Here is a 17,805-nt window from a genome sequence, read left to right on the forward strand (position 1 = left end):
TGAATGGAACTGCCAGTAGTGACAATGGCTAAGGTAATCAATTCGTTTAGTTTGCCTTGGTTAGATAATGTTTTTCGCGGGTCAATCCCGCCAGCATACCTTGAAAAAACGGATAATACGACGATGCTAATTACTGAATCAATGAATGAACCTCAGGTGAGTCTTAATGGGCGGCACAAGGGATGGTTAATGGGTACTGAGTTACAAATTTTTTATAAAGTTGGCGCGCAGTTCAATACTCAGGATGCCGAAATTGATTTAACTAGCCGACTAGAGCAACTAGGATATAAGACTGAAACCCGAGCGCGCGTGAAGGACCCTGACACCAATCAAGTGACCAAGGTCCTTTTTGCTACTTGGGATTTATTAGGAGGAACAGGTAATGAGACATAATATTTCGCGGGCAACTATTGCACAACTTGATGATACAGGGAAACTGCTAAGCGGTGAAAAAGGGCTTTCTACAGATGGTCTATATGTTATTGATCATAATGAAGAAGGGTTTGCGACCCTTAATATTACTGGGATTGAAGCTGCCGGGGTTGCTGTCTGGTTAAACGGGCAACTTAAGCATAATTCCTATGGAAAATCACAGCCAGTCATTGCAATGACTGGAGCAATTGATTTTGAAATGAAACAAAAAATTAAAGGCTTCGTGAAGACTAAGAATGGCGGTTGGATGCGGAAATTACCTAAACCACATATTGCCATGATTGCTGAATCAGAGGGTTGGGATGGTGAAGTCTACTATGAATGTTTTGCTAACTTAGATTTTATTGAAGAAGCATCTAACAATTCAACCGATAATAACAATGAAGTTGATTCAATGGATACATTGAATGCTACTGCGAATGCACCACTCTCCAAGGATGTCTTTACCGATGGAATCACACAAGAACCATATATGATTGCTATGAGTAGTGATGACTTTGACAAGGATAAGCTTTGGGGCGAAGTGTTTGGCGGCTATACTGCACCGGCTAGTGGTTCAACTCAAGCTGGCTAGTCATGGCAGCCAATGACTTGGACAAGCAATTAGATAATTGGTTAGGTCAAGTGAAAGACCTAATTCCCGACGTTGAGACCAAGCGAAAAATGACTGCTGCGGGTGGTGAGGTGCTAAAAAAGAATTTGGTGCAAGAGACTAAGTCAAAGCATTATACCGACAGAAATGGGACTAGTCAAAATCCACATTTGGCGGATGAGTTGGCAGTTGACCATGATGACGATGGTAATTCTGGGGTCGGATTTCATAAGAAAGCGTACATTGCCCGTTTTCTTGACGAAGGTACAAAATACCGACCAGGCGATCACTTTTACGAAGCCACCATTAACCGTAGTAAGAAAGACGTTTTGGATGCAATGCGGACAGTCTACGATAAAAGTACTAGTGAAAAGCACTCTTAGGAGTGCTTTTTGCATACATAAAATAAATTTAGGAGTGGTAAATAATGAAAACTGTAAAAATTAATTGCAAAAAATATTTTGGCGTTAATAAGGCAACTGCTGTGTTTGTAAGTGTTGAAATGATGCAAAAGAGTACCAAATTCAAGACCTTGATGCTGGAATCTGAACTTGAAGCGACTAAGGCGCAGCTAAAGATTAAAAATGAAGCTGATCAGGTTGATGATTCAAATCCCGATGAAGCTCCAGAACTTTCCCTGGAGGAGCAAATTGCAGAAATCGAAAAACAAATTGCCACTGATGAAAAAGACACAGCGCAACGTAATAAGGTCTTAGCGTTCATCCAAGAAACTATGCGCTATTCCGAAAAACAAATGACACAAATCGCTGATAATCATGATGATTTGGAGCTAGTACAAGGCGCTGTCTATATTTATTACCGAATCCAAGGGATGACTGACAAAGATTTAGATAATGCACAGGAAGTGGAAGCGTCAAAAAAGTAAAACCTCTGAAGGCCCAGATTGCCGAACTAAGAAGTGAAATTGCAGACTCTAAAAATCAGGATGAAGACATTGATTTGTTTAAGCAACAGCTATTGATGAAAGGGGTTTTCCCGGAGGACGTTGACAAACAACCGTTCTTTGAATTTATTCAAACTTTGAAGGCGCGGGAACGTAAAGACCGGACTGAATTGATTGACCCGGCCGAAGCAATTTCACAGACGTACGGCAATAAGGCTAAAAGGAGGTAATTAAATTGGCGACTGTTCAGAACGAACTTAAAACCAAGATTTCGGTGGATGGCGTCGGTGCCATCCATACTTATAAAGAATTAAAGAGTGTTATTAGCGGAGTTACCGCTGAATACCGTGCTGAGGAAGCTCAGCTAAAGTCTCAGGGTAAATACACTGAAGCAGCTGTCGTTAAAGCTAAGGGCCTTTCCAAGGCATTAGAACTTCAAAAGGCTAAGGTCAATGAGCTTAAATCACGGCAGAAAGATTTAGACCTGACTACTCAAAAGGGTATTGAAGCTAATGCCAAACTGGGCACTGAAATTAGTAACGCTGAGCGTAAGTTATCATCATATACTCAGCAGCAGGACAAGGCTAAAAATAGTCTTAAATACTACGCAAGCGGTTTATCTGAACTGCAGCACAATTATCAGCAAAGCTCTAAGCTGAGTGAATCTTTTGTGACCCGCTTGATGGCGGAGGGCAAGACTGCCGAAGCAAATAAGCAGAAGTTGAAGGGCTATGAAGGTTCTGTTAGCAACCTTTCAAAACAATTTAAGATTCAAGAATCAGAATTGTCAAAGTTGGCCAGTTCAAGCGGTAAGTCTAGCGAGGCGTATAAGCGTCAGCAGTTGCGTGTCAACGAAACAGCCACATCGCTTGCTAAATTAAAAGGTGAGACTAACTCGCTTGAAGACTCAATGCGTAAGGCCAGTGCCAGTCCGTTTGCTAAAGCGATGGATAGTGCACGTCATAAACTCGGGTTATTAAACAGTGAAGAACGTAAGAGTACTGAAAACGTTAAGCATTTCGCATTAGGAAGTGCAATTGGTAACAGTCTAGCTAATGCTGCGGGCAGTGCGATGAATCTGGTTAAAGAAGCTGGCGCTGGAATCATTCATGCCGGTTTGGAATTCAATAAAGAAACTCAAAAAATGAATGCCGCATGGACAACATTAACCGGTAGTGCCAAAAAAGGTACTGGATTTGTTACATCAATTAATAAAATGTCATCGGCATTTGGCCAATCTAATGATCTCGTTAATGAACTGGATCAACAGTTCTATCACGTTTTGGATAAGAAGGCACCAACCGAGCATTTAACTAAGTCATTACTTACCATGGCTGATACTTTGGGGATGTCTGGCGACCAAGTTCAAAGACTTGGCCTTAACTTTACTCATATGATGTCTTCTGGGCGTATGCAATTAGGCGACTTTAATATGATTAGTGATCAACTGCCGATGTTTGGTGAGCGATTGCTTGATTATGAACGTAAAGCACAGAAAAACACTAAACTTAATATGTCTGATCTGCGCAAGCAGATGAGTGCCGGAAAAATCAGTGCTAAGGATGCAGAGGCCGTTATGAATGGCCTTGGTAACAAGTATAAAAAAGCTTCAGAGAACATGATGGCAACGGCTTTTGGCGCTGAACGGTCCATTAAATCCCAGTTTTCAAAACTATCTGGTGATTTGGTGGCCCCTTTTAGTAAGGTACAAAATCATATTTTTACATCGGTGTCTAAATGGGTAAGTGATAAGAAAACTGAAAAGGAATTCACTAAGGTTGGGACATCTGCATCTAAGGGATTCTCAACTATTTCGACAGCTTTTGAAAAAGCCATGAATGTTAAATCTATTCCGCGCAGCATGAATAAATTTATGGAGAACCTGGCCAAGGGTGTTACTAGTACTTCTAAAGCAATTGCCAAACATGCACCCGCTATTATTGGATTCTTTAAAGATTTATGGTCAACCACTAAGATTCTTGGTTCGATTGGAACCGGATTTTTCAAAGGAATTGCAAGTGGTATTTCATTTGTCGTCTCACCATTATCAAAGATGGGAACCAGTAGTAAGCATGTCAGTACCTTAACCAAGGGATTGGAGAACCTTTCAAAGAAAAAGTCAGGATTACAAACTTTTGGTCGCGTGCTAGCAGGAATTTGGGCGACAACTAAGGTAATCAAGTTTATTGGTGCTGTTCAGAAGGCTGGTACAGTTTTGAAGTCAACATGGGCTGGACAGGCAATAATTTCTGGCATGTCTACCATGATTAAAAATGTGAAGCTATTTACTGAGGTTACCAAGGGAGCAACATTAGCTGAAAAAGCCAGTTTTGCCATTCAAACGGCAATGGAAGCAGTTAACCCATTCGGTTGGGTTGTGCTTGCTGTTGCTGGATTAGCGGCACTGGGTACTGGGATTTATGAGGCCTACAAGCATTTCAAGCCATTTCGGGATGCTGTAAATGGCGTAGGCCATGCGATGAGCAAATTATTTACTGGTAAGTATGGTTGGGAAAAAACCATCGGTAAGAAATTATCAAAGGTGGGCTCAACCATCAGTAAGTGGGGTAAAGGTGCCGGTAAATTTGTTTCTAAGCATAAAAAGGAAATCTTGGCAGGCATTGTTAGCCCGTTCGCTGGTTTGTCAGCTTGGTTCTTAAAAGATACGAAGACTGGTAAGAACGTCCAAAAGTGGGCTAAGGGATTTAGCAAAGACGTTAAGAAAATGGGACTTAAAAAGGCGATGGATAAGCAGATTAAGTCTGCCGGCAAAGCCTTTAGTAAGTCTAAGTTTGGCAAGTGGTTTGCAACGATGTCTGATGCGTTTAACTCATGGAAAAAGAAATTTTCTAAGAGTTGGAGTTCGCACTGGTCCGCTATGACTAAGAAACTGCATAATGGCTGGAAGGATTCAGTCAAAAACACTAAGAACTTCTTTTCATCGATGGGGTCGCATTTTAGCTCATTTAAAAAGTCCTGGTCACATAACTGGGATAAACATTGGAATGATATGCGGTCAAACCTACATTCCTATTGGAATAAAGACCTAAAGCATACTAAAGTATTCGGGACTTCTATGGGCAAGTGGCTCGATGACTTTAAGAAGATGTTCAAAGGTGGCTGGCGTGGCCTTGGCAAAGGTGTTTCAAGTATCTTTTCGGATATGTGGAAAGGATTAAAGCAAGCTGCACAAGGCGGGATGAATGGTACGCTCGATATTGTCAACGGCGGTATTAAAGCAGTCGATGCTGTAATTCATACGTTTGGTGGTAAAAGTCAAACTATAAAGCCGTTGAACCACGTTAAACTAGCAACTGGGACTGGTTTCTTTTCTGGCATGCGTAAGCCCATCACCAAGCCAACGCTTGCCGTTTTAAATGATGGTCATGATTCCCCAGAGACTGGTAATAAAGAAATCCTCATGAAACGTGACGGTCGTGCCGGGGTCGTTCAAGGTGTTAACACTGAAATGATGTTGGAGGCTGGGGATGAAGTTTTTAACGCCTCAGAAGCAAAGAACATTATGGCAATGCAAGGTGTGACGAGGTTTGCAAATGGGACTGGCTTCTTTGGTTCTATCATGCACAGTGTCTCCTCAACGGTAGGCGGTGCAGTTGACTGGGTCGGTAATAAGGTAAAAGGGCTGGAAAAGTACTTCAAAACCGCTGAGAATGTCATTGCGCACCCGGTTAAGTCGTTAGAAGGCCTTTTTAAGTGGACTAATGGCAAGACCAAGGGCGTTATGACTGATATTGGGGAAGGCCTGTTTAAGGACACGACAAAGCAAGCCAAGACTTGGTGGAGTACTTTATGGGGTGCTGTATCAAGTAAACTAGATGGAGGTACTGGATCGGATTCAGGATTAGTAAATGCAATGGAAAAGTATGGCGCTACCAATAAGTATGTTTGGGGTGCTGCGGGTCCTAGTGCATTCGATTGTTCCGGATTGGTTGAGTATACGCTAAAGAAGATGGGTATCAGTTTTCCACGTACTTCTGGTGAGCAATATCGGGCATCTAAGCACGTCTCTGACCCGAAGCCTGGTGACTTGGTATTCTTTGGCCCCGGCGGTAGCGAACACGTTGGTGTTTATACGGGTAACGGAAAATTTTATAGTGCTGAAAACGAGAAGGATGGTATGGGAATTAGCAGCGTTCATGGCGGTGGCTATGGTTCATTTGCTGGCTACGGACGTGTTCCTGGACTGTCGTCTGGTGGTGGTAGCTCAAGCAAATCAGAGCCGAAGTCTAAAGGCTTGTTAGGCACAATCAAGAATCAAGTTGGCGGTGGCTTTTGGTCGTTCATCAGTAAACTTGCTGACATGTTTGGTGATGATGGCAGCGGTTCAATTGAGGGTGGCGCAATCACCCACAGCATGATTAATCGGGCGCTAGGCATGGCAAAGGTGCCACGCCGATACTGGTCTAAAATGCAATCGGCTATCATTAAAACGGCTGACTCTGAAAGTGGTAACCGCAATATTACGCAAACAATCTCAGACGTTAACTCTAAAAACGGCAATCCCGCTGGCGGGCCATTACAGTTTACTAAGACGACATTTGACGCTTTTGCGTTCCCAGGCCATCATAATTTTCGGTCAAGTTTTGACCAGGTCTTGGCATTTTTGAATAATTCTGATTATTTAAACGCTACCGGCAATACGTCAATTTGGAATCACGCTAAGTACGATTGGCTGCACAGTGGTCCTCAAGGTCACAAGCGCTTTGCGAACGGCGGTCTTGTCAGCACCAATCAACTAATTGAAGTTGCTGAGAAGAACCGGCCAGAAATGGTAATTCCACTCACGCTAAAGACCCGAGCTAACCAGTTGATTAAACAGGCTAGCTCAATCGTTAATGGCAATCGTGATGAAAATCAGGTTGCTGGTGTTGGTGGCAATGACGGTAAATTGGATAAACTAATTAAATTAGTGACGGCATTGTTGGCTGGTCAAGGTAACGTCAATGCGATTGTTGCAAAAAGTGATGTTGTGAATGCTGTCAAAGCAGACAATTTAGCTAAAGCACAATACAGCCAGATGATGGGTTACTAAATGAAAAATAGGCGTCTCTTAACTAGGGGCGCTTTTTACATAGGTAAATTTTAATAAGGAGGTAATAAATGTGACGCTAGAATACGATGATTTTGAGTATGCAGGATTGAACAGCCGCGAAACATTGCAGGTAGAGATGGGGAATGTAATCCTTCCGAGTGCACCCGCAATGGCAGAGCAAACAACTGACATTCCCGCAAAGTATGGGACACAGTTTCTGGGGACGGACTACACAGGACGGACAATCAATATTCCGGTTACCGTCTATTGTGCTGATAATCAAAGACTTTTTAATCAGGTGATGCATAATCTGGCCGGATTATTACTGAGTGACGATCCAGATAAGAATGGCGAAGAATACCCGCTAGTATTTGGATTTGAACCTGATGTCACATACTGGGGGCATATTACAGCAATCAGTGACCCTTCCCCGATTAATACCGGGATGTTTGACGCAACGTTAACAATTACTTTTGTTCAATCAGACCCGCGGGCAACTAAGCCGCAAGTCGAAACGCCACTTAAAGAAGGATTGAACACGATTACCGTTGGTGGGACGGCTAGAACAGAGCCAGTCATCCAAGCAGTCGCAAAACGTGATCTGAAGTATATCGGTTTTTCCCTGAATGGTGGAATATTTGGGCTAGGACCGGAAACGGATGAGGACCAAGCTGATGCCGTACAACCGGATGTCAGAGTAGTTGATGACCCCATTGCGACAATGGCGATGTGGACAAATGATTCAACAGCTGTTTCCGGAATGCAAACCAGCGGTAGTAATGTCTATCAAGGTAGCTGCGAAATTAGTAGTAAGAGCACCGCTATGATGGTCAAAGACTTTGGCAAGATGCCGACAAAACTTGGGGATACTTCGTATGGTCCGGCTTATCGGTATACCGGCCTTACGAATGCGTTAACTGACTGGCGGGTGCGTGCGGGTTTACACCATATTAAGTATTCTGGTACACATAATGGCCGCGCAATGGGGCGTTGTGAAATCTTGTTTCTAGATGCTAACGGTAATACTATTTTACGGTTTGGGTTCGTAGATATTAGCAAGGGTGCGCGCCCGCTACTACGTTTACAGCTGTGTGAACCTGGTAGCAAATTAGCCAAGGGTGATGGCACTCATCATAATCTTTATCATGACTATGGTCCCACTGGTTCGTTTAACCATCCTACGCCACAAAAGTTCAAGGTGAAAACGGGGACTAAAACTAAAACCGTTGTAAAGAAATCAAAGAATAAAAAAGGTAAAGTCGTTAAGAAGACCATCAAAGAGAAAAAGAAACAATATGTAAATGTCGTCAATAAGGAGGAAAAATCAGCTTTAACCTCTGCTTGGATTGTATTAGATATTACAAAGAAGGGTAATGTTTTCATATGGTCCTTAACGCAGTACAACACTAAAACTGGACAGCCCTACAAAGATACAACCAACCATTTAGTTGTAAAAGGAAAGTATGTAGACACAGCAGGCAAGTACACGACGGCGCTTGGTGGCGTCGGTGCCGTTTTTTTAAAGCGGCCAATTACTGAAGACATCAGCAAAATTAAGTATAAGGATCCATACATGACGATTACTGGTATCCAAATTTGGCAGCATACCGAGCCAGAAGCTTCCCAGCCGACCTTCATTGCAAACGCGGGTGAAGAAATCGTGATGGATTGTGAAACGGACACAACTACCGTTAACGGCCGGTTAGTCTCACCAGTATGGAGTACTGATTATCCTAAATTACGCCCCGGTGTGAATAATTTAACGATGGTTGGCGACTTAAGTGATGCTCAGATTACACTTAAATATTTACCACGCATACTATGAGTTTAGAGGGTGCCTTAGTGGGCAGCCTCTTTTTACATAGAAAGGGGGATGACAATTGTCTTTAACAAATCAGTATTTGATTCTTGATAAAAATTTAAAACGAGTTGGAACACTGACTATTGATGGTGCCACCCAGTTTTCAAATGATAGTATCAAGATTCAGTTAGCGGATAGTGATAACACCAGCACTAGCTATGATGATGACGTTAATGTGGGGACTCAAGATAATTTTAGTGGAACTATTAACCTTAATGCGCAATCCAAAAAGTTTGACCACAGTGGCTCCGTGGACGTCTTGCAGGGTCAGCCTGACAGTGATAAAGCAATTGCTGGCAATAACTTAGCCTACTATGACGCTGTGGCCGGTCACTGGTACGTGATGCGGATTTACAGTACTGATGAGGCGAATACGGGAGCTGTAAAGCATATTACAACGCTAAATCTAACGAACTTAATGCTGTACACTTTGGCGCACCATTACCCGATAGCCATGCCGACGACTAGCACGAGCATTCAGGATGCGTTCAAAGAAGTGTTCAGTAGCACGGGCTGGACGCTCAAGTTTAATACTAATAACACTATGGTTAGTTCTTTTAGCATTGACGGAAAAAGCAAGGCTAGCACATTACTACAAACGTTGCTGCAGACTTATAACGTTGAAATTGATGCGTACGTTGAAATTGATAGTCAGGGAAATATTCTTAGTAAAACATGTGAAGTGGTTGATCAGCTAAATGTAAATGTTGTTTACAATGAAGCCATTTTTGGCCGAAACATGACTAGCATTAAGCGGACGACGGTCTTTAATCCCATTACGAAGCTAATTCCGTATGGTCATAATGGCAGCACGATTGCGAAGGCTAATGGCGGAAAAGCGTACATTGTCGATGAAGATGCTAACCGTGAATATAATCCTGACTGGCAACTGGGAATGTATTATGAAGGCGTAATTACCGCCAATTCAATTGAACATCCGGCCGGATTGAAGGCTTGGGCTCAGGAGATTATGAAACTTTATAACCACCCGCGGAGCTACTACGAAGTTGCGGTTACGCCTGATTTCAACCCGCCCCTAGGTGCCACAATTCGTTTTAAAGACGAATTGATTAAGCCCGTTTTAGATGCACAGGGACGAGCCATTCAACGGACAATGAGCTTTGCGAACCCTTATGGGAATACTGTTGGTTTTGGTGAATACGTGACCGTTATTGCTAGTACGCCTGCCTGGTTAACGGGATATCAGAATGCCTTATTGTCAGCGCTAGATAAAGCACGAACTGATGCCAGTTCAGTTCGTCCGGTCGCATCAACTCCTGATGGTGTGAACTTTAATGATGCGGGCCAAACTAAGCGGGTTATTTTAGGTGCTTGGGAATCTGGAACTAATATCAGTTCGTATATTGATAGCAAAGGTTTTATCTGGCGTCGTTACAACACGGATGGCACTGTTGATCCTGGATATAAGGCAACCGGGTATTTGATTAATGCACCGCGGTCTGCTGTTGGTACGTTGCACGGAACCATCGAAACTGGATACATTCAAGATTCGCCAGAGGTTAGCCTAGATACAACTGAAATTACTCATTTGGGAGACTTTAACCCAATAAATACAACGGTTGGCACCATGAATGCCGTCCAATATATGTGCAAGCTAAGCAATGGACAGTATATTACGTCGCGTGCCATTAACAAAAAAACAACCAAGGATACCTTGTACGTCCTTCATAATGCGGACTTTTCGACCGTAAGCATGATGAAGATTACAAATGGTGGTCACGGCGCGAGTTTCTCCATTGAAGAAACAAGTAGCGGCACCTATATTTGGGCATCAACATGCATTGATATGAGCAGTGAAAGCTATGCCATCAGTCGCTTTCCCTATGTAGCTGGAGCAATAATCACGCCAAGCGATAGTAGAGTATCTAAATACTATGACACCGGGAAAAAATGTTTTGTGAATGCTGATATCAAACACGGTTATGTATTATGCGGTTATCCAGATGGCCATCAAGATATTTTGAAACTGGCAGCCATTCAATCTGGAAACTATGACGTTTTGTATTCGTTCAATATTACCAATTATGGCTTTGAAATTGGAAAAGGGAAGCAGACCTATCAATCCCAGGTTTTGGATTTTCCATACGTTTACTGGCAGTCCGGAAATGTGGATATGCATGATTCACGTATGGTTTACGGCATTAATGTAGTCCATAAAGGACAAGAGTTCGCGATGAATTACTTACTTGATATGGATTTGAAAATGACTGATGACGCCCAAGAACCAGAAACTTGTAATGTGCTTTACGACGGACAAGGCAACAGGAAGCTTTTAGTGACCTTCAATTGTATGAACGCTGCGGGAACAGAAACGGAACGAGTATTCACAATTCCGATTAAAGTACGCCCCACAGCAACTGAAATCAATACGGAAATCATTGAGACAGATGAAGAATAGAAAGAAGGTGTGATGAAATGACAGAATCAAATCCGGTTCAAGTCACTTTATCGGATGATGGCATCAGAATTAACGCAGTTACAGATCAGGCTAAGTCTACTGATCAAGATGTGAAAAACTTGTATGATCCTAATATGATGTCAGTCATCGAAAAACAAGGTACTACAGCACGATTTGCTGGGGAAACGTCGCGCTACAACGTCCTTTTAGCCCGTGCCAAAGATGCTGGTATTGATACTAAGGAGCTAGAATCTTCTTATGCAACCTTGAACACCTTCATGGGGACGGTTATCGGCACCGGTGACAAGGCAAGTGATATAGACCGCGACAAATATGCGGAGGCTTTAGCCAACTTTAATAACAAAATGGCATTGATTCAGGACGCGCTTCAATCGTCTTTTGATAAGGATATAGCAAACGCAAAATCAGACGTCGCGGTTGCTAGTCAAGTCGCGTCAAACGCTGAAATCGTAGCGTCGCAAGCAGTAGTTAAAGGTAATCAAGCCAGTGCCGCCGCTACTACTGCCATACAAGCCGGCAAGGACGCCAGTAATGCGTATGACAAACTTAAAATCAGTAACCGAAATTTAGCGTTAATGACGGGGCCGGGCTTTGTCGACACTAATAATTCTACCGATATTTTTCTAGACCAAGACGTTTTAACTTTGAGTGATCCAGTGTGGGTTAGTTTCGATTGGTCTACTGAAAAGGCGGGAGCATGGCGACTTAATCAGGTTCAATATTTGAGTGCCGGGACACCCCTTTGGCACGACATTTTTGTCGATTCAAACAACGGCGAAACCGATATTTCAGTAACTAATCAACTTTCTGGACACTATTCGGGACTAATATATTGGTACCCTATTCAAAACAACACAACGTCGGTTAGATTACACGTAAACCAGCATGTAAGTGTTGGTAAAGTCACGATTAAAAATTTCATTTTGTCCAATTCCTCGAAAGAAGTAATGTATACCCCTGCCGAAACAGTTTTAAGTAACGCGGTTATAGGCAACGCGCAAATTAAAGATGCGTCAATCAACACCGCTAAAATCAGCGAATTGAGTGCTAATAAACTAAGCGCCGGGACAATCGACGCAAATTTGATTAATGTTAAAAACTTGAACGCGTCTAACATTACCGCCGGAAAAATCGGCGCTAGTCACCTAGACGTGGGTTCTTTGTCTGCTTTATCTGCAAATATGGGGACGGTTACGGCCGGCACCATCAAAGGAGTTGACATCGTTGCGAACACCTTCAGTACTGCAAACGGTACATTTACCGTAGATGATAAGGGTAACGTTACGGCCACTTCGTTGTCATTGATTGGAAACAAGAACTTCGTTTACAACTCTGAACTAATGGCTAACGGAGCGGGATGGAATATAACTAACGGTGGGTATGTAACAACAACATCAGCGCACAACGGAACACCAGGAATTGGAATAAATTCAACGGCGGGTGCCGGTGTGTGGAACGTGTTCGGAGAATCAAAAAAAGTACCTTTTACCAATTCCAACAGTCATAAGTACAGTGCCTCAGCCTGGTTCATTGATTGGGGTTCACAGGCCGGTGCGGCTTACCAATTTACACTTGCCTTTAATGATTCAAATGGTAATCGCTTGCCTGGATTTGGTGGGTATAGGTACTATGCAACTGGTCGATTCCATGATTGGCAACTGTTTACGATTAACGGTGTAACCCCGCCCGCTGGCTCAGCTACAGTAAGTGTTCAATATTGGCTCTCTAATGGACAAGGCCACGCAGCGTTTAGCCAACCGATGCTAACTCAAAGTGATAGATATCAAGGCTATACATCCGATACCGGTAATATCTTATCTGCTGGTCAAGTAATCTTAGATAATAACGGAACTTTAACAACTACCTATGATGGGGTTGATCAAGATTCCAACAATCATTATCATGCTTGGAAACTTAACACGGGTACTTTAAAAATAGGTAGCGGTTATATCGTTGCAAACTCAAACGGTTCAAGAACAATTGATGGTGCGACTCAGAATGTGGGTAATGTTCAAAGCACACTTGCCGCTTCATATATTAAGTTCACCAGTGCAACCGGTGGGCGTACATATATGGACGCTGATCTGATTTCACTTTCCACCGGAAGCCTAAATGACTTGGTGGTTATTAACTCTAACGGTATCCATATTGCGGACCAAGGCATCGAAATCAAAGGTGGGGTTAACGCATCGACAACATGGGGTCAATTTAATCAGATTCGGATTGGACAGTCAGCCCACACGATTAACTCAGTTGATGGATCTTTGATTGGTTTCCAAAGTGGTTACGGTAATACAGGTAATTTTGTCCGGGTAAAGGCAGCAGGTTATGATATGCCCAGTTTAGCATCTCTAAAGAAGGAAGTTATTCCATACGATGATAAAGGTAGTGTAGTTGCAAATACTGACCTGGCTACGTACAAATACAAAGCTGAAGGAAACACGGACGGGCAACATATGGGACCGATTCTTGACGATGTGAATGATAAAAAAGCTTATTACACGCGACAGGAAATTACCGCTTTTGACGGTTCTGGAATTGACACAACTAGATCACTATTCTATGGCTGGTCGGCAGTTAAGGCATTGCAGCGTGAGAATGAACAAATGCAGATTCGCTTGAGAAAACTTGAAATTACGGAGGAAACAAATAATGGCTGATAATTTGCAAATTACACGAGTTGAAAAGAATCGTAATGGGGACGGCACGAGTGTATATTATACGTTTGCTTTTCCGGTTACCCAGGACAACATGGATGGTTACGTGGTTTTGGACAATGGAACCTATTTAGCAGCTATGCGTGAAGGAACAATCGAAGATCCAAATATGGGTCTGTACAGTGCTTGTATGAATAAAATTGTTAGTGATATTACACCATATCTAACTACAACTGACAGTGAGAACGGTGTGAATACTGACACGGCAGATACAAAGGAGGCTTAAATTATGAATATTGATGCACAAGCTTTAATTAACAAGCTAACGAGTAACTATGCCCAAGCAATTGCCGTTAAAGACCAGCAACTAGCGATGGCTCAAGTGCAAATTGACCAGCTAAATGCCAAGTTGGCTGAAAAGGAGGCGCCTAAAGATGGCAAAAACGCTTAGTTTTGCTGATACTTCACCACAGACGGTTAAAATCGGTGATACTACCACTAGCTTCACGCTAGTATGTGGTAATGATAATGTGGCCACTGACTTAACTAACGCCACTTCAATTACCGTTAAATTGGGCAATGATAGTGGTTATCTTAAATCGGCCACAGTTGACCCAGCTAGCTTAACAGACCCAACGACTGGTCAAGTTACCGTTAACTTTAATGCTGACTTAATGACTAGCCTAACCGCTGGTAGCTATGCCATTGAAGTATGGGTGGTTGATCCTACCGGGACGTCAATCTACCCTAGTGATGGGTCAACTGGTTTCACCATTACCAATAACATTCAGAGCACTAATGGTAGCACAATTACCACCATTACTTTTGATGACTTTGTGAAAGAACTGAATAAAGTCGCAAGCACGATTAAGGGTGATAAAGGTGACAAGGGTGACAAAGGCGACACAGGTGCAACTGGTCCACAAGGCCTTAAAGGTGATAAAGGTGATAAAGGTGATACAGGGACTGTTGATAACGCTGGATTAATTAATGCACCTGCATTTCAGAGTTTACAAACGCAGGTGCAAAACAGTGCTGTTGGGACTAATCTATTAACAGGAACAAGCAATGCACAAAACTATACTGCGTCCGGTTCTGGGTGGGTACTCAGAAGCCAGTCAAGCAATGGCACAAACGTATCAATTCCATGCACTCCGGGGGCAAGTTATACGTATTCTGCAATCGTTAAAAGTACGACATATGATTGCTACCCAGAAATCAAGTTTTTCGACAGCGGTAAAAATTTGATTACAAATTCTCCTAATGTTACTGGTAAAGATATTGGCATGCGAAAAACTACAGCAGTAGCTCCGGAAAATGCGGCTTTTGTGGTAGCGCATATGGTATTAAATAACCCGTCGGATTCGCAGACGATGGTATTTAATAGTGAAAAGCTAGAAAAAGGCAGTGTAGCTACTGATTGGTGTCTTAATCCATCAGACATTTTGACGCAATCGGATTACGCAAAAATAAAAGCTGCTATTGTAGCGCTAGGGGGGGCATTGTCATGAGTTTTGATTTAAGCGAATTTTTAACAGAAGGATTAATTAGCAGTGTTAACAACGGGTTGATTCCATCGGACTTAGCAACTGTATATGCTGGCAATTATCTAGTAAAATCACTGATTACCCAAGCTCAGGTTACTCAGGTATCTGATGCAATTACAGCCTACAAGGCCGCACAGGCAGCAGCGGATCAAGCGCAGCAGCAAGAGGTAAATCAGACATCTGCACCGGAAGACACATTAAAATAGGAGGCAGACAATTGAATAAACACAAGTTAAAGGCACTCATCTTAACGATGGGCGCCATTTTTATGGCCTTTTTAATGGTCAATGTTACCAGTCAGGCTTCAACTAGTCGTGAACAGGGGGTTGATTGGTCTAAGTATAACGGCAATAGTGGGACATTCGGCTATAGCACCGATAAGTTTGTACTATCACAGGCGGGCGGCTTTTATGGCGGTACTAATATCCCTCAGACCACGTATGACAGCCAAGTTAAATCAGCTCAACAGGCTGGTAAACGAGTGCACACCTATTTATGGGACGGTGTTGGTGGCAATATAATCAACGCCAAGGCAATGATGGCATATTACTTGCCACGGATTAGGACGCCCAAGGGTAGTATTGTCGCACTGGACTATGAGGATGGTGCTTCTAATAGTGTTACAGCCAACACTAATGCCATTCTAGCCCAGATGAAGCTGATTAAGGACGCTGGGTATACACCGATGTATTACAGCTATAAGCCATACACATTGGCACATGTTGACTATAAACGGATTGTACAACGGTTTGGTACATGTCTTTGGATTGCGGCTTATCCTGATTATAGTGTCCGTAGCACACCATATTGGGGAACTTTCCCAACTATGAACGGTGTTGCAATGTGGCAGTTCACTTCTACCTACCGTGCTGGTGGATTAGATGGCAATGTTGATTTAACAGGCATTACTAAGTCGGGCTATACGACTGCTAGCAAGGCTAAAGCACAGACCAATGTTAAGAAGGCTCATAAACAGGCAACTAGGAAGGCCACCTTTAAGGTCGTTAAATACAGCCAACGAGGGGTGTTCTATCCTAGCCGTACTCTGGCCGTACGATACACGGATAGCGACAAAGTTAGCCAAGTGGCTACCTACTACAAGGGTGAAAGCGTGACTTACAATGCAGTCATCATTGAACACAACTATGTATGGGCACGTTATACCCGTTCAAATGGACTGTATGGCTTTATCAAGCTAGGTGTCACCAACGGGACAGCCTATGGGAAGCGAGTTACTGATCGGCTGGTTAGCCATACGTATTACACAGTTAAGTCTGGCGACAGCTGGTGGACAATCGCGCAACGCAACGGCCTAAGTATGACTACATTAGCTAGCCAGAATGGGAAGTCAATTTACACCACTATCTATCCTAGTCAGCGATTGGTGGTGCGGTAATGTGCTTTCTAAGTTTGAAATGGCTGTAATTGGAATGATGACACATCAATATTTAGTACCACCACATTACATCATGGGATACTCATTTACTGAATGGCTAACTTTATTTTCAATCATTGGAATGTTTATCGCTGCACTTTCATGGTTAATCAAGACAATCATTGTCTCACCACTAAATGCACAGATCAGCATTTTGTCATCTAAGATAAGTGACATGAATGTGGACCGCGAAAAGACAGCCAAAATTACTGATGAGTTATTAAAGCAACATTCAGAAATGCTGCGAGACCATGAAGCGCGTTTGATCAGACACGATGAAGATATCAAAACGCTATTTAAAAAGGGAGATTCACAATTATGAAAAAGAGTACTTTAAAAAATCCAGATGGCACCTTAAATGGCAAATTACTTGCGGCGTTTATTTCACTGGCAATTATTGCTATTCAATTACTGCTTTCTATTTTCCACATCAAGTTTACGGGTGATTGGGGAACAATTATTTTACTGATTGATATTATTTTAATCATGCTAGGGATGCTAGGTGTGGTTACTAATGTTCAATTTGTAAATTTACCATCAACGGATGATGAAGCAAAGCAAATCACGAAAATTGCGAATGATGTAGCGAACGATGAAAAAAGTACGTCAATTTCAGAGACTAGTTCGGGTACTTCTACGGGTTCATCCCTGAACGATGGCTCAAAACACGCCTGACAACACTGAAAAATGGCCTAACACTGGTGACATGACTGGTGTTAGGCCGTTTTTATTTTGTTGCATCCCTTTTGTAATAACTCCATCCGAGTCAGCAGGATGTGGAACTATTCAGTAAACCAAACGCGAGTTCTTTGCACCTGTCGCTGGCTGTGTGGTGTAGTAGAAAACTACCTCCTTCGTCCGCCCATTTTACACCGCAAGCGGTG

General features: G+C 42.7%; 16 protein-coding genes. All 16 read left to right on the forward strand.

All coding sequences use genetic code 11. The annotated features are described in order from the left end of the window. The first annotated feature begins 3 nt into the window (after window positions 1–3). Window positions 4–393: a DUF806 family protein gene (locus IV64_RS02270; protein ID WP_057705556.1), complete on the forward strand. Its 390-nt coding sequence runs from the start codon at window positions 4–6 to the stop codon at window positions 391–393. Beyond that, window positions 383–1,006, forward strand: coding sequence for a phage tail protein (locus tag IV64_RS02275; protein WP_057705557.1), 624 nt, complete (start codon window positions 383–385; stop codon window positions 1,004–1,006). The genes IV64_RS02270 and IV64_RS02275 overlap by 11 nt, the downstream gene beginning before the upstream one ends. Window positions 1,007–1,008: 2 nt before the next feature. Continuing rightward, window positions 1,009–1,407, forward strand: coding sequence for an HK97-gp10 family putative phage morphogenesis protein (locus IV64_RS02280; protein ID WP_057705558.1), 399 nt, complete (start codon window positions 1,009–1,011; stop codon window positions 1,405–1,407). 44 nt (window positions 1,408–1,451) lie between these two features. Next, window positions 1,452–1,910 carry a phage tail tube assembly chaperone gene (locus tag IV64_RS02285; RefSeq protein WP_057705559.1) on the forward strand — a complete coding sequence of 153 codons (459 nt, stop codon included), beginning with the start codon at window positions 1,452–1,454 and terminating at the stop codon, window positions 1,908–1,910. A gap of 74 nt (window positions 1,911–1,984) precedes the next feature. Beyond that, window positions 1,985–2,158, forward strand: coding sequence for a hypothetical protein (locus IV64_RS14265; protein WP_237757300.1), 174 nt, complete (start codon window positions 1,985–1,987; stop codon window positions 2,156–2,158). A 5-nt stretch (window positions 2,159–2,163) separates the two neighbouring features. Further along, complete coding sequence (locus tag IV64_RS02290) at window positions 2,164–6,981, forward strand: NlpC/P60 family protein (RefSeq protein WP_237757301.1); 4,818 nt, start codon at window positions 2,164–2,166, stop codon at window positions 6,979–6,981. 70 nt (window positions 6,982–7,051) lie between these two features. After that, window positions 7,052–8,806, forward strand: a complete 1,755-nt coding sequence (locus tag IV64_RS02295) for a distal tail protein Dit (protein ID WP_057705561.1) — start codon at window positions 7,052–7,054, stop codon at window positions 8,804–8,806. A 55-nt stretch (window positions 8,807–8,861) separates the two neighbouring features. Continuing rightward, window positions 8,862–11,261: a phage baseplate protein gene (locus IV64_RS02300; RefSeq protein ID WP_057705562.1), complete on the forward strand. Its 2,400-nt coding sequence runs from the start codon at window positions 8,862–8,864 to the stop codon at window positions 11,259–11,261. 17 nt (window positions 11,262–11,278) lie between these two features. After that, window positions 11,279–13,942, forward strand: a complete 2,664-nt coding sequence (locus IV64_RS02305) for a hypothetical protein (protein WP_057705563.1) — start codon at window positions 11,279–11,281, stop codon at window positions 13,940–13,942. Further along, on the forward strand, window positions 13,935–14,225 hold the full coding sequence (locus IV64_RS02310; protein ID WP_057705564.1) for a hypothetical protein: 291 nt from the start codon (window positions 13,935–13,937) through the stop codon (window positions 14,223–14,225). Before IV64_RS02305 ends, IV64_RS02310 begins: the two co-directional genes overlap by 8 nt. A gap of 3 nt (window positions 14,226–14,228) precedes the next feature. Continuing rightward, window positions 14,229–14,390, forward strand: coding sequence for a hypothetical protein (locus tag IV64_RS14535; protein WP_191982883.1), 162 nt, complete (start codon window positions 14,229–14,231; stop codon window positions 14,388–14,390). After that, a complete protein-coding gene (locus IV64_RS02315) occupies window positions 14,374–15,450 on the forward strand; it encodes a hypothetical protein (RefSeq protein ID WP_057705565.1) in 1,077 nt (358 codons plus the stop codon). The genes IV64_RS14535 and IV64_RS02315 overlap by 17 nt, the downstream gene beginning before the upstream one ends. Beyond that, entirely contained in the window at window positions 15,447–15,692 is a 246-nt protein-coding gene (locus IV64_RS02320; RefSeq protein ID WP_057705566.1) for a hypothetical protein, read from the forward strand. Before IV64_RS02315 ends, IV64_RS02320 begins: the two co-directional genes overlap by 4 nt. 11 nt (window positions 15,693–15,703) lie before the next feature. Beyond that, window positions 15,704–16,882, forward strand: coding sequence for a GH25 family lysozyme (locus IV64_RS02325; protein WP_057705567.1), 1,179 nt, complete (start codon window positions 15,704–15,706; stop codon window positions 16,880–16,882). A 1-nt stretch (window position 16,883) separates the two neighbouring features. Further along, on the forward strand, window positions 16,884–17,243 hold the full coding sequence (locus IV64_RS02330) for a hypothetical protein (RefSeq protein ID WP_057705568.1): 360 nt from the start codon (window positions 16,884–16,886) through the stop codon (window positions 17,241–17,243). Continuing rightward, window positions 17,240–17,596 carry a hypothetical protein gene (locus IV64_RS02335; protein ID WP_083491539.1) on the forward strand — a complete coding sequence of 119 codons (357 nt, stop codon included), beginning with the start codon at window positions 17,240–17,242 and terminating at the stop codon, window positions 17,594–17,596. Before IV64_RS02330 ends, IV64_RS02335 begins: the two co-directional genes overlap by 4 nt. The last annotated feature ends 209 nt before the right edge of the window (window positions 17,597–17,805 follow it).

This window comes from Lactiplantibacillus xiangfangensis (genome assembly GCF_001438845.1).
GTDB classification, from domain to species: domain Bacteria; phylum Bacillota; class Bacilli; order Lactobacillales; family Lactobacillaceae; genus Lactiplantibacillus; species Lactiplantibacillus xiangfangensis.